This is a genomic window from Pseudomonas putida, from assembly GCF_028682395.1.
GTDB lineage: Bacteria > Pseudomonadota > Gammaproteobacteria > Pseudomonadales > Pseudomonadaceae > Aquipseudomonas > Aquipseudomonas putida_AB.
This window is the reverse complement of record NZ_JANHLC010000002.1, coordinates 393417-407339: the sequence shown is the minus strand read 5'-3', so window position 1 is coordinate 407339 and position 13923 is coordinate 393417. Positions and strand designations below refer to the sequence as shown.

The window sequence follows — 13923 nt, the reverse complement described above, 5'->3', positions numbered from 1 at the left end:
TTTGGACGATGAAAGCCTTGCCTGCGCTGCTCAATGATGTCGGTTATGGAGTTTCCCCTTTATTTGTAGGGGCATAGGTCAATCGTGGAGCTTTACGCCGAGGAATAACAAGAAATGACGAAACTCGCTGAAATCAATATCGAGAATATCCAGGGTACCCATCGCTATGCCCGTGGCTGGCATTGCCTAGGCGACGCCCAGGACTACCGCGATGGCCAGTTGCATACGCTGAATATCTTTGGCACACGGCTGGTGGCCTTTGCCAACAGCGCGGGCGCCATCAGCATTCTCGATGCCTACTGCCCGCACATGGGGGCCGACCTGTCCCAGGGCACCATCGAGAACGACACCGTGGTCTGCCCCTTCCACCACTGGAAGTACGACACCAGCGGCAAGTGCGTCGAGATTCCGTATTGCAAGCGTATCCCGCCCAAGGCCAAGACCCGCAGCTGGTTGACCTGCGAGGAGAACAACCTGCTGTTCGTCTGGAACAACCCCGAGGGCCATCCGCCCAAGGAGAACGTGGTGATCCCCCATCTGGCTGAGATGGACGACGAGGCGTGGATCCACGACTGGAACATCGACACCATGCTGATCGAGACCAACCCGCGCGAATTGGTCGACAACCTGGTGGACGCCCAGCACTTCGGTCCGGTGCACGGTACGCCCACCAAGTACTTCGCCAATATTTTCGAAGGCCATATCGGTCATCAGATCTTCCATGGTGATTCCGAGCGTCTGGGTGGCGACCTGATCGCGCCATCGGCTTACTACGGTCCGGCGACCCACTTCACCCATTTGAGCTCGATGTTCGGCGAAACCCGGATTCACGCCATCCTGCTCAACAGCCATGTGCCGGTCACACCGAACAGCTTTGTGCTGCGCTTTGGCTGCATGGTCAAGAAGGTCCCGGGCTGGACCGAAGAGCAGAACCGCGAGATTGCCCAGGCCTATGTGCAGGGCAACCGTGCGTCCTTCTACCAGGACGTGGACATCTGGAAGCACAAGGTGCGTATCGACAAGCCGGTATTGGCTGAAAACGACGGCCCGGTGTACCAGCTGCGCGAGTGGTACCAGCAGTTCTTCACCGATGAGGACAAGGTGCCGGCGAGCATGGCCGAACGGCGCGAGATCATCACGGTGGATGAGCGCTAGGCGACAGGTTTCACGCGGTACGTTTCAAGCGGGAAACGACAGGCTGCAGGTGGTTGGCGGCTTGTCGTGCGTTTCGCCGCGGCGCCGGTCGGCGTCGCTTCGATCCCAGGTCATGAGAGAGCCGACAATGAAAATAAAAAGCCTTCTAGCCTATAGCGTTCCACTGCTGATGTTGCTGTTGGTACTGGCCGTAATCGCGGCCCGCCCACCCGAGCCATTGCGGACCACGCTGTGCAATTACTCGATGTGCATGACCTTGTCCGGTTTCCAAGGCTGGCCGAACTTGCGCTGAGCGGCGCTTCGTTCGCGCCTGCGGCACGGGACACGCCCGGCGAGATTATCGCCGGGCGCCTTGGCGCCTTTCGGGTCGCGTTTGCGGTCTTCACGGCTGCCGACGGTGCGCGCTCGCGTGCTGGCTGCGGCTACTGCTCAAGCCTGCGTGCGCGTATCTCCTGCAGTTCCTGAATGCTCTTCACCGGCCTTTGCCGATGGGCCATCGCGTGGCAATTGGGGCAGAGCGGGCGCAGGTCGTTGATGGGGACCAGTTGGTAGCTCTGGCCGTAATCCGCGATGGGCTTGAGGTGATGAACATGGATATAGCCCGCGCCCAAGGCGCCAAAGACAGCTTCGAAGTCGAAGGCGCACACCTCGCACTTCACTCCCCATTTATCGATGCAGATTTCCCTTGCCTTGGCGCTGCGTTGGTAGCGTACGCCCTCTGTCTTGGTGGGCTGGCCTTCGGTCACCGTGATCGGCTCGTCCAGGGTTGCGCCGAGGTAGGCCTCGACGAGTTCTTCTTCCCGATATTCGCCCCAATAGCGAATCCGTGCGCTGCCCCACTCGGCGGGGGCTGTTTGGTATTCGTGCTTGTGCAGTAAACCCTCATTGGCGAACCGATTGAGGTGATGGGCCATGCGGCTATAGGCGCTGTAGCGGGTCTTGGCGCCTTTGCCACCGCTGCCATGCTGTTGTTCGATCTGCGCCCACTCGGCCGGGAATTGCTCGCGGTAGCGCTCGATAAACTGCAGCGTGGAAAATGCAGCGCCGTTGAACAGGTGCAGCACGTGGGTGAAATGGGGCTTTTGCAGGGTGACTCCTCAGGCGCAGGGCCAGACAGCGACCCGCCCCTGGCGGGCGGGTCGCGGGGCGGATTCAGGAGCCTGGTTTGATATCGCCGCGATCCCAGCGGCTTTCGCTGTCGCCCAGGGCCTGGGCAATATCGGCGAGCTGGCTGGACGGCAGTTGCTGGGGCAGGGGGTCGAGGCCGGCACTGGCAAACAACTGGCTGTAACTGTTGCGCAGTTCGGCATAGGCCAGGTCGCGGCGCAGGTCGGCCTGCAAGGCATTGAGCTCGCCCTGGATCAGTTCCAGCTCGCCAATGCCCTGGGCCTTGTGACGGTTGCGCATCTGTTCGGCAATCTGGCCGTCCAGGCTGGCCAATTCCTGGCTGGTCTGGAACTGGCGCTGGGCTTCATGGAAGTTCGCGTTGGCCACGTACAACTGGGCCAGAATCGCCATGGACATGGCTTGGCGCCGTGCCTCGGCCACTTGCTCGCCGGCCTTGGCGACCTTGATCGAGGCCGGGGCGGACAGCACGTTGAACAGGTTCCAGGTGATCTTGACGCCGTAGTCGGCCCAGCTCTGGTTGACCAGGAAGGAGTTGCTGTCGTAGTGCCCGCCGGCGGAGAACTCCAGGCCTGGCAACAGGCGCAGCATGGCCTTGCGGGTTTCGGCGGCACTGATGCGCGCCTGGTAGTCCTGCTCGCGCAATTCCGGACGGCTGGCCAGGGCCTGTTGCTCCAGGGCCGCGAGGTCGACGCGTAATTGCGGTACCTGGTAATCGGCGTTGGCCGCCAGGGTCAGGTCGGTGCCGATCGGCAGGTTGATCAGGGTGGCCAGTTCGGTCTTGGCCAGCGCCAGGGCGCGGCGTTGCTGCTCCAACTGGCGGGTGGCTTCGATCAGGCCACGCTGGTAGCCCAGGGCCTGGATCGGATCGCCGATGCGCTGATTGCCCATGGTCTGGCTATTGCCCCGGGCCTGGTCGACGCGGGTCATCAGGCTGTCGATCTGCTTGAGCAGCCGTTCGGCCGCGACGGCGCGCCAATAGGCCGAGCGCACGTCCTGCAGGATGGTCTGCACCACCTTGCGCCGACGTTCCTCGACGATCAGGCGTTGGTCGCCCTGTTGCTTGGCGCCGATATAGGCGACGCCGAAATCGAGCACGTTCCAGACCATGGTCAGGTCCGCCACTTCGCGATCGCGGTCCTGGGAGGTCGACGGTTCCAGGGACTGGGTGCCGGTGCGCACGCTCTGGCTGCTGGAGGCGCTCATATTGTTGCGCCCGGCGTAGCCGGCGGACAGGGCCATGCGCGGCAGCATATCGAAGGTGGCCAGGTCGACCTGGCGCTGGGACAGGGCCTCTTCCATGACCTTGAGGCGTGCCTCCAGGTTGTATTTCACGGCGCGGGCCATGGCCTGCTGCAGGGTCAGGGGGCCGCTGAGCGGCTCCTGGTCCTTGAACATGTTCTGCAGATCACTCTGGGCCCGCTGCTCGCTCACGGAGCGGTCGATGGGCTGGCTGGTGACCGCGCAGCCGCTGACGGCCAGCGCCAACAGGCTGGCCGTGAAAAGCTTGTAGGTTGTCTTCATCCTTGCGCCGCCCCCTAAGTACGGCTGAAATTGGCTTGTTATCGTTCTATGCCGTGGTGTCAGGCGTGCGTTGCCGGTTCTGTGATCTGGCCGAGGGCCAGGGCCAGCTCGCGCAGGCGTTGTGGATCGTTGTGCTGGAGCTCGTGCAATTGCTGGCCCAGGCTTGGCGCGCCAAAGACGCCGCGCAGGCCCTGGCCGACATCGTTGCCGGATAGGTTGCCGAAGACCGGTGGGGAGGCGGACTCGGGGGTTGCGCTACTGAAGATCCCTGCCAGGCTGCTGGAGCCGAAAATCCCGCCATCGCCGCTGCCAAAGCCGAGGAAACCGCTGCCTGAGTCGATGCCGCCACTGTCGCTGCTGGCAAACACCTGGGCGATAAAGCTCGGGGCCAGGGCGCCGTTACTGATAAAGATAGTGCCCAGGCTCGGGATGCCGCTGCCCAGGGTAGGTTGTTCGAACAGTGGCGCCGGTAGCAGCGGCGAGGTGGCATCGGAGGTAGCCAGGCCCGGTACGCTGGGCCACAGCACGTCGGTGGCCGGTGGCGGGGCCTCGACCGGCGGGTAGGCCATCAGTTGCGGGTCGCCGCTGGGCGCCGTCGGCAGTGTGGAAGGTGCCGTTGGGGGCGGTGTATTCACGGCGTAGCCCGGGGTGCTGAACGATACTGCCAGGGCATTGCCGTGGCTATCGACAATGCCGCTATTGGCGGCATTAAGGGTCAGGCCGAGGGTGCCTTGGCCATCGACCGTGTCAACGGTGACGCGGTAGGTGTTGGGCGAAATTTGCGTCACCGAGCTCAGTGCGCCGCTGGCACTGCCGGTGGTCAGCAGGTTGAAGTCGCTGCCGCTCACGCCGCTTACGTTCTCGCTGAAGGTCACGGTAAACACCAGGGTGCCCGGCGCGGCCGGGCCGTCAAAGCTGATACCGGTGACTTCGGGGGCCACGGCATCGACCTGAACACCGGGGGTGGCGCCGGCGGTAAACGTCGGGTCCAGGGGGTTGCCGGCGGCGTCATGGATGCCGCTGCCCGCGAAATGGACGTTGTTGGACAGCACGATGCCATCGCCATCGTTGTCACCGCTCTGCACGATGTAGCGAAACACCAGCGTACTGGTCGCTGAGCCGCTCAGGTATTCGGCATGACGGATCTGGCCACCGATATTGATTTCCAGGTACGGCGTGTTGCCGCTGTTATCAACCGTGACGGCTTCTGAGAAGTTAAGGGTGTAGTCCAGCGCATCCCCAGCGACATAGGTGCCGTCGGCGGGCACGGAGCCCCAGTTTATGGTGGGCGCGATACCGTCGATCACCATGCTGGCGTTCGCCCCCATGGAGCCGGCGCTGCCGGGAGTGGGCAGGGCTATTACAGCATTGTCCGACTGGCTATTGGCAATGGTGGCGCCGTTGAGCGCCAGGGCGGTGCTGGAGTGGTAGTCCAGATCGGCGCTGCGGTCGCCCGCCTGGACGGTGTAGGTAAAGAACAGGGTGTTGGTGCCTGAGCCGCCGGCATAGGTGGCAACCCGATCGATGCTGCCGGTTTCCAGTAGCAGGGTCGGCGTGCCGCCGGAGACGTAGATATGTTGATCGAACGCCACGACCACGGTAATGGTGTCGCCCGCTTTGTAGGGACCATTGCCGTTGGTGCCGAAGGCGCTGACGTCGCTCACAACCGGGTTGGCGCTGGTGACGGTGAGTGTGAAGGTATCGGCGACGTTGCCGCCGTTGCCGTCGCTGGCCGTCACCTTGACGCTCAGCACACCGACCTCGCCGGCGCCCGGCGTGCCGCTGAAGGTCCGTGTCAGGGGATCGAAACTGAGCCAGGCGGGTAGCGCCCCACCTCCGGCCAATTCGGCCGTGTAGCTTAGGCTGTCGCCGACATCGATATCGTTGAAGGTATTGCTGGCGAACTGGAAGTTGAGGGCCGAACCTTGCCTCACCTGTTGGTCGGCAATGGGGTGGGCCACCGTCGGCGCGTCGTTGAGGTTGGCCACTGTGAGCGTGAAGTCATCGGTAACCGTACCACCGTGGCCATCGCTGGCGGTGACCACGATGGTCAGGGGCCCAACATCGCCATTGTCCGGCGTACCGCTGAAAGTGCGGGTGGTGGCATTGAAACTGAGCCAGGCAGGCAGGGCGCCGCCGCCGGCCAGTTGGGCGGTGTAGGTCAGCGTGTCACCGTCCGGGTCGTTAAAGGTGTTGCCAGCAAATTGAAAGCTAAAGGTCGCGTTTTGGGTGGCGGTCTGGTTGGCCATGGGGTAGGTGACCGTCGGGGCATCGTTGACGGCGCTCACGCTGACGGTTTTAGTCGTTGCCGCGCTTTCACTGGTGCCGTCATTGACGGTGAAGGTGATGGTGCGATCGCCAGTATTGGGCGAATTCGAATTGTTGGAATAGGTTACGGCCCGCAGAGCGGCCTGCCATTGGGCCAGAGTGGCAGTGGCGCCGGCGGAGCTCAGGAGCATTTCCCCGGTGCCGGTGTTGTAGCTGGCAATGATGTTGCCGGTATTGGGGCCGAGGGTGATCCACAGAAGGTCCTCGGCACTCTGCAAGCCGCTGCTGATCTTGACCGTGGCACTGGTCAGGGTGCTGCTGTCCAGATCATTCAGCACCAGGCCGCTGTCGATGGCGATGGCACTGCTGCCTTCGGTGTATGCCGTGGTGTCGCTGCTGGTCGTGGCGATCGGCGTATCGTTGACCGCCGTTACTGTGACGATCCGGGTTCCGGCGTTGCTCTCGTTCGTGCCGTCATTGGCGCTGAAGCTGATGGTCCGGTTGCTGGTGTTGGGGCTTTCCGAACTGTTGGTATAGGTCACCGACCTCAGCGCTGCCTGCCACTGAGCTGCGCTAGCGCCGCCGCTGGAGGTCAGGGTCAGGGTGCCGGTGCTAGCGTTGTAATTGCCGGTGATATCGCCCATGGTTGCGGCGTTCGGGCTGAACCCCAGGCTATCCTCGCCGGCCTGGAAATTGCCGCTGATCACCACTTTGGCGCTGGCCAGGGTCGGGCTGTCGGGGTCGCTGAGGGTCAGGCCGGGGTCGATGGCCACCGGGGTGGACGCGACATTGTTGCCTTCGACAAAGCCCGCACTGCCGCCACTGGTGGTGAGCACGGGGGCGGGGCTGGAGACTACTGCGGCGGCGAATTTCAGGTCATCGACAACAATAACAGTGTCAGTGCCGGTAATCCTGATTTCATCAATGTTCTGCCAGGCGCTGGAGAAGGTCAGCGTGCCGCCAAACCCGTTGGCGATGCCATTCTTGGTGTAGGTCACCGAGCCTGTTGAATCCGAGGCGGCGGTATCCAGGGTATCGGACGCCACTGCAACGCCGTCGCGGTAGCCCCTGATGATTAAGTGGCTGCTTGTGTTGAGGCTGGTGCCCGTGTCGATTTCCATTGAAACAAGGCGGAACGTTGATCCGTCCGCAGACGCCATTCGTGCATCGACTGGTCCGGGGATCGTTATGACGCCGTCAAAGTTGAACATGATTGCCCGATCAGAGGACCCTGTGATGCTGATAAACGCGGGTGCCTCTGTGATGGTCATGGCTCCGCCGTTTGCATCCGTTGGTTGGAGCATCGAGTAGGTGATGCCGTCAATGGTTTCACCGGCACTATCCAAGTAGCGCGGCACCTGAATGTCGAAGTTCTGGTCCGCCGGTGTGGCCAGCAGACTCCGATAGTCGACCAGATTCAATGAAGCCGCTTCAATCTGGCCCGTCTGGCGCTCCAACTGCCAATCGCCGCCTTTGTCGGCCGCACCTGTGGGGTCGACGGAGCCGGCCACATCGGCCTGCGTCAAACGCGCCAGTTCATTGAGCAGTGCGGTGCCCTGCGTGCCTTCGGCGGTACTGCAGCCATAGACCAGGATATCGCCATCGGCGGCCAGGGCCGCGCCAATGGCATTCAGGGCCGCGCTGTGCTGGCCAATATTTTGGGCATTCAACCAGGTGTTGCCCAGTTCGACCGTGCCGTCGGAACCGTGGCTCAGCAGATGGATGGCATCGACGTCGGAACGATTCTTCAGGTAGTCGGCGATCTGCTGTAGGCCGTCCTTGCTGCTGTCGAGCACCACCACTTCGGTGCCTGGCTTGAGACCGGTGATCAGTTGTTGTTTGTTGTCGACTTTGCCATCGATAAATACCACTTCCTGGCGTTGGTCGGAGGTGGCGGCGGGCGGCACGGCATCGCTGGCATGCTGGCTGGCGTCATCGCTGGGCCTGGCGGCATCGGCGGTGCTGGCGTGTTCGGCGCTGGCAGCGGTTTCAGCGACCGTGGCGGCAATTGCGCCGTCGAACAGCATGCGCGGTTCCAGGGCGGCGGCCAGTGGGGCGCGGGCGGCGGTGAAGGGGCTTGCTTGACGCTTGAACAGGTCCAGAAATTTCACGCAAACCTCCTTGTCGACCGCGCGCGCCGAAATACGGGCATGCAAAATATTCAGTGAACTATCCATAAAAAAATATGTCGGCGCAATCGAAAACCCGGCCTGGCTGAGGCTTAATCGATTAACCAGGGCTCAGAAACCACTTTCCCGCACACCCAACGCCACCATGCGCCGCCAGACAAACCCCAGCAGTGACTCAGCGCGACCTTGCAGCACCACCATGCCGCGCAAGGGTTGCTGTGGCGCCGCGGCATCCGGGTCGATCACGCGCAGGTGCACACCGTATTGCGCGCGCAGCGGTTCGGCTTCGCGGGCGGCATTGCGGCGTACGGCAATGGGCCCCTGGTGATCGGACGCCAGGGCCTGCAATTGCAGCTGGCTGGCGCCGGTGGCGTCGATTTCTTCCAGGCGTACGGCGGGCGCTGCCCGGCTCGGATCGTCGCTGATAAAGCGGCCTTCGGCGCCCGGTTCTACGCGCCACAGCGCTTCTTCCTGTAAATAGCCGCGCAGGCGCACACCGGGCTCGACCACCCGGGCGAGGGTGTTTTGCGGCGCCAGCCAGCGGCCGGGACTCAGGTTGGGCAGCAGATCGCGCACCACTCCGGCGGTGGGCGCCCGTAACTGCAGGCGTTGGCGTTGGGCCTGCTGGCCGCGGTATTCGGCCAGGGACTGGGCCAGTTGCTGCTCCAGCACGCCGACATCGGCAATGGTCTCGCTGCGCCCGGCCTGGCGGCGCAACTGCAATTGCAGCAGGGCGATTTCATGGCGGATGATCGTCATGCGCGCATCTAGGTCGGGGGATTCGAGCTCCAGCAGCAGTTGATCCCTGGCCACGACCTCGCCGTCGCGCACATGTAAGTGCTTGACCCGGGCCGGCAGCGGCGCATGCAAGGCGGTACTGCCTGACGCTTCGAGCAGGGCGGGGATGTCCACGCTGCTGCGCCACGGCACCAGCAACACGGCCAGCAGGGCCAGCAGCCCCACGCCGACCAGCAGCGCATTGCCGGCGTGGGCCTGGTCGCGGCGCTGCCACCATTGTTGGCCTTCGCGCCAGATCGGCAGGACGATAAACCACAGCAGTTCGACCGCCATCAGGAACACGCCGAGCAGCTTGAAAAACATGTGGTAGACCGCCAGGGCGATCCCCAGAAACAGCGCCGCGCGCCACAGCCACGAGCCGTAGCCCCAGATCAGCAGGCGTCGGCGCAGCGTCGGCGGCCAGGGTTCGGGCATGGGTTCGCCATAGCCGAACAGCGCCTCGCGCAGGCGCCAGCGGCACAGGGCGAAAGCGCGGTTCTGCAGGTTGTCCACGCCCCACCAGTCGCTGATCAGGAAGTAGCCGTCAAAGCGCATAAAGGGGTTGAGGTTAATCACCAGGGTGGTGATCCAGGTGGCGCTGGCCAGCATGAAGGCCGCGGTGCGCGCCGGGCCATCTGGCAACAGGGACCAGGCCAGCAGCGCGACACTGGCCAGCAGCAGTTCGGCCATCACACCGCCGGCGCCGATCAGCAGCCGCGAGCGGCGGTCGTTGATCCGCCAGGCATCGCTGACATCGGTGTAGAACATCGGCAGCATCACCATAAAGGCCAGGCCCATGCTCTGGACCCGACAACCTGCGCGCTTGGCCATATAGGCATGGCCGAATTCATGGCACAGCTTGGCAAAGGTCAAGGCAATGGCGAAGGACAGGGCGCCGCCGAGGCTGAACAGATGGGGGAAGGTCGCGATAAAGCGTTCCCAGTCCCGCGCCACCAGAAACCCGCCCAGGCCCAACAGCATGGGTAGGCCCCAGCGCAGCAGACGTGGGCCGTAGCGTGCGAGCCAGGGCCAGGTGCGGTCGAGAAAGGCATCGGGGCGCCATAACGGAATGCGGAAAAACAGGTACTGGTGCAGCAGTCCCTGCCAGAAACCCTGGCGCTGCTGGGCGGCCTTGGGTGCATAGCTGGCGCGCTGTTCTTCATCCTGGGCGGCGACCAGGTCGTGGTTGCGCACAAACTTGAGCAGTTCTTCCAGATCATTGCCGTCCAGGGACATGCCCGCTTCGCGATTGGCCGCCTGCAGCACGGCGTTGGCTTCGCCCAGGTGCCAGTGCCGCAACAGGCGCATGGCCGTGCCGCCAAGCTTGAAGTAGCGCCCGCGCAGTGGATCGGCCAGGGTCCATTGGGGTGAGCCGTCCAGCGCCGGGCTGGCGGCGGACAGTTGCAGGTCGGGGCGCAGCGGTGGCAGTTGCATCTACAGGCCCACGGTCTGGCGCAGCGCGGCCAGTGGCCGGCGTAGCAGGTACAGGACCAGGGCGGTGCGTTCGCCATACAGTTTGGCGGTGCCGCGCAGGCCGATGCGCGGTGGCGCCTGCTCGAACTCGCCATCCAGGCGATAGGCCAACTGGCCACTGGCGACCTGTTCGGCCTCATAGGCGCTGCGTTGCAGGTGCGCGACATGACGGTGCAGCGGGTCGCTGTCGAGGAACAGATTGATTTCGCTGCCCGGCTTGAAGTCCAGGGCATCGCCCACGGCCAATTCGATGCGCAATTGGGCCTGGGACGGGTCGGCGACTTCCAGCAGCCGCTCGCCGGTCTGCACCGGTTTGCCGGTCCAGCGCTGGGCATCGGCGAACACGGCAATGCCGTCGCGTTCGGCGCGCACTTCGGTACGGGCCAGTAACTGGCGGGCGTAGTCGCGTTCGGCGCGTTTCTGCTCGACCCGGGCGGCAAACAGGTCGATCCGCGCACTGGAATCGGCATCGGCGAAAGCGCGTTGGGCATTGGCCTTGAGCTCGGCTTCGGCGACATTCAGCGTGCGCTCGGCCACATCGGCCTGGGCCTTGATGCTGGTGGTGTCAAAGCGCAGCAGCACATCGCCCTTGCGCACGGCCTGGTTGGGCTTGACCAGAAACTCGGCGATCACCCCGTCCAGCGGCGCGGCGACCACCTGGCCGCCCAGGGGCACCACTTCGGCTGGCGCCAGCACCGATTGGCGCATCGGCACCAGCAGAACCAGTAGGGCTGCGGCGCCCACGGCGAGAATCTTTTTGCGCGGCCAGCGCAGCCGCCACGGTTTGCCGGGCTGCAAGGCTTGCCAGGCATGGGCGTAGCACTGGCTCAATTGCGTGAACAGGGTCTGCTCGGCTTCGCTCCAGGGCTGTTCGCGGGCGATCCACAGGCCGCCAAAAGCCTCCTGCCGGCGGTCGAGCAGGGGCAGCCACAACGCCGAGCCGGTGGACAGCGCACGCCAGTCCGCCTGACTTTGGACATCCAGTGAATGGGCATCGACGACCTGGGCCTGGGCCGAGCGCCCTTGGGCCAGCAACTGCTGGGCGGCATGCTCGACAAAGGCGACAAAGGGCGCGTTGGGCTCGACCACGCTGATGCCGGTTAGTGCGCGGACCTTGCCGGCAATCAGCAGGGCGCCATGGCGATAGCCGAACAGACGCTGGGCATTGTTGACCATGGCATAGGCCAGGCTGTCGATGTCGGTGGCAGCGCGGGCCTGCTGTTCCAGTGCGAGGAACTGGGCGAAGACCTGCTGAGCCAGCCCTGGCGCCTGGGCTGTCATGGCGTGGGGGTGAAACGTGCGCTGCCGCTCATGCCGGCCAGCAAGCCTTGGGTGCCGGCGGGCAGGCTGCCGATCAGCAGCAGGGTCTGGCTGCCCTCGTCGATACGTGCGCCCAGACGCTTGATCTCGACTTGCAGGGGTTGCCCGGTTTCATCGGGGATAAAGCTGAAGTGCTCGCCCGGCTTGAGCCGACCCTGCCAGCTGGAGGGCACCAATAGGCGAACCTCCAGGGTGCGGTTGTCGACAATCTCCAGCAGCGGTGTGCCACTGGCCACGCTTTCATGGGGCTGGACCTTGCGCTGCACCACCTGGCCATTGAACGGCGCGGTCACGCTGCAACGGCGCACCTGCACCTGGTAGACCTGGGATTCGGCCTGGGCCTGGGCCTGCTTGGCTTCGGCCAGTGCAACCTCGAACCGTCCGACCGAGTTGAGCGCTGCCAGCTGCTTGTTGTGCTTGAGCTCTTCGCTGGTGGCCCGGGCGGCAGCCTGGGACGCATTCAACTGGGCCTGGTAGCCGCTGCAATCGAAGCGCACCAGTACATCGCCCTTGTTGAAAGTCTGGCCGTCGCTGAAGGGCATCTCGACGATGCGCCCGGCCAGTTCGCTGGACAGCGTGGCCTGGTCCCGCGCCCGCAGAATGCCCCGGGCGCTGGCCTCGGGCGCAGTGGTGGCGGTGGCGGGGGTATCCAGGAGGGGATCGTCCTGTGCGCTGGTGGCATGGCCGGTGGCGGCGGCCAGCAGGCTGGCTGCGGCCCAGGCCCAGCGGGTGGTGGTGTGCATGGTGACGTCCCCTCTATTCCTTGAACGGCGCAGTGTACGGAAGTCGCTGCACGCTGAAAATGGCGTTCTGATAGCAATTTAAGATTAATCCCAGGGCGGAGAATGCCGTCCAAATGCTGAGCAAACAGGCAGTCGACTAGCGGTTCTTGTAAGAAAAATCCTAGAGGAGTACAAATGTACTCCATGACGAATCTAACGCCCCGCCGTAGCGCCATCCTGAACTTTATCCGCGAACGCATCGCCGATAAGGGCCAGCCCCCGAGCCTCGCCGAAATCGCCGAGGCCTTTGGTTTTGCCTCGCGCAGCGTGGCACGCAAGCACGTGGTCGCGCTGACCGAGGCGGGATATATCGAGGTCAATGCGCACCAGGCGCGCGGCATTCGCCTGCTTAACCAGCCGGCGCGGCCCGAGCTGCTGGAGATCCCGGTGCTGGGGCGCGTGGCGGCGGGCATGCCGCTGGGCGTTGATGCCGAGGTGCACGACCGGTTGTTGATCGATCCGGGGCTGTTTTCCCGCACGCCCGATTACCTGCTGCGGGTGCGCGGCGACTCGATGATCGGCGACGGCATTCTCGATGGGGACCTGGTCGCCGTGCGGCGCACCCCCGTGGCCGAGAATGGGCAGATCGTCGTGGCTCGCCTGGAAGGTGAAGTCACCATCAAGCGGTTTCAGCGCGAGGCCGAGGTGGTGCATTTGCTGTCGCGCAACCCGGCGTATGCGCCGATTGTCGTGCAGCCCGATCAGGACCTGGCCATCGAAGGGGTGTTTTGCGGCCTGGTCAGGCCTCACTGATGGGCGCCGTGATTGCCCTGGAGGCGCTGCTCGATCAGCGCCGGGTCTGGAAGGGGCGGCCCGCGCCGGCTCCGGCCAGTGCCCAGCCCAGCGGCCATGCCCAACTCGACGCCGTGCTGCCTAGCGGGGGTTGGCCGCCAGCGGCGCTGACCGAGATTTTGCAGGCCGACGAAGGCGTGGGCGAATTGCATCTGGTCTGGCCAACGTTGGCACGTCTGACCCAGGCCGGTGAGCGCGTGGTGTTGGTCGCGCCGCCCCATATTCCCTATCCCCAGGCCTGGTCCCGTGCGGGTGTCGATCTGCGGTATCTGTCGCTGGTCCAGGCGCGTGGCCTGGATATCCTCTGGTCGGCCGAGCAGTGCCTGCGTTCGGGCAGTTGCGGCGCGGTGCTGTGCTGGCCGCGCCAGGCCGATGACCGCGCCCTGCGGCGGTTGCAAGTGGCCGCCGAGAGCGGCCAGACCCTGGCCTTTGTCTATCGCGCGCTCGCCGAGGCGTGCAACCCGTCACCGGCTGCGCTGCGCATTGCCGTGGAGGCGAGCCCGTCCCGATTGCGGGTGCTCAAGTGCCGGGGCGGGCTGGCCCATGGTGCGCCCATCGCCTTCGACGCCAGGCATTGA

General features: G+C 64.3%; 10 protein-coding genes. 4 read left to right on the top strand and 6 right to left on the bottom strand.

Features of this window, described 5'->3' with window-relative positions; genetic code table 11:
- Positions 1–114: 114 nt before the first annotated feature.
- Positions 115–1155 (top strand): Rieske 2Fe-2S domain-containing protein, encoded by a 1041-nt coding sequence (locus NPS46_RS07170; protein WP_274105737.1) that lies wholly within the window; start codon positions 115–117, stop codon positions 1153–1155.
- Positions 1156–1282: 127 nt separating this feature from the next.
- Positions 1283–1447 (top strand): hypothetical protein, encoded by a 165-nt coding sequence (locus NPS46_RS07165; RefSeq protein ID WP_274105736.1) that lies wholly within the window; start codon positions 1283–1285, stop codon positions 1445–1447.
- A 130-nt stretch (positions 1448–1577) separates the two neighbouring features.
- On the opposite strand, the gene NPS46_RS07160 is transcribed toward NPS46_RS07165, so the two are convergent.
- From NPS46_RS07160 to NPS46_RS07135, 6 genes are all read right to left on the bottom strand, one after another.
- Positions 1578–2219 carry an HNH endonuclease gene (locus NPS46_RS07160; protein ID WP_274105735.1) on the bottom strand — a complete coding sequence of 214 codons (642 nt, stop codon included), beginning with the start codon at positions 2217–2219 and terminating at the stop codon, positions 1578–1580.
- A gap of 88 nt (positions 2220–2307) precedes the next feature.
- Positions 2308–3804 carry a TolC family protein gene (locus NPS46_RS07155; RefSeq protein WP_274105734.1) on the bottom strand — a complete coding sequence of 499 codons (1497 nt, stop codon included), beginning with the start codon at positions 3802–3804 and terminating at the stop codon, positions 2308–2310.
- Positions 3805–3863: 59 nt separating this feature from the next.
- Positions 3864–8183 carry a DUF4347 domain-containing protein gene (locus tag NPS46_RS07150; protein WP_274105733.1) on the bottom strand — a complete coding sequence of 1440 codons (4320 nt, stop codon included), beginning with the start codon at positions 8181–8183 and terminating at the stop codon, positions 3864–3866.
- Positions 8184–8312: 129 nt separating this feature from the next.
- Positions 8313–10412, bottom strand: coding sequence for a site-2 protease family protein (locus tag NPS46_RS07145; protein ID WP_274105732.1), 2100 nt, complete (start codon positions 10410–10412; stop codon positions 8313–8315).
- On the bottom strand, positions 10413–11732 hold the full coding sequence (locus NPS46_RS07140; protein WP_274105731.1) for an efflux RND transporter periplasmic adaptor subunit: 1320 nt from the start codon (positions 11730–11732) through the stop codon (positions 10413–10415). It abuts the gene before it with no gap.
- Positions 11729–12514: an efflux RND transporter periplasmic adaptor subunit gene (locus NPS46_RS07135; RefSeq protein WP_274105730.1), complete on the bottom strand. Its 786-nt coding sequence runs from the start codon at positions 12512–12514 to the stop codon at positions 11729–11731. The genes NPS46_RS07140 and NPS46_RS07135 overlap by 4 nt, the downstream gene beginning before the upstream one ends.
- A 174-nt stretch (positions 12515–12688) precedes the next feature.
- Between NPS46_RS07135 and lexA the strand changes: the two genes are divergently transcribed.
- Together lexA and imuA are read left to right on the top strand one after the other, a co-directional pair.
- The gene (gene lexA / locus NPS46_RS07130; RefSeq protein ID WP_274105729.1) at positions 12689–13306 is read left to right on the top strand and encodes a transcriptional repressor LexA; all 618 of its coding nucleotides are present in this window, start codon (positions 12689–12691) and stop codon (positions 13304–13306) included.
- Positions 13306–13923 (top strand): translesion DNA synthesis-associated protein ImuA, encoded by a 618-nt coding sequence (gene imuA, locus NPS46_RS07125; RefSeq protein ID WP_274105728.1) that lies wholly within the window; start codon positions 13306–13308, stop codon positions 13921–13923. The genes lexA and imuA overlap by 1 nt, the downstream gene beginning before the upstream one ends.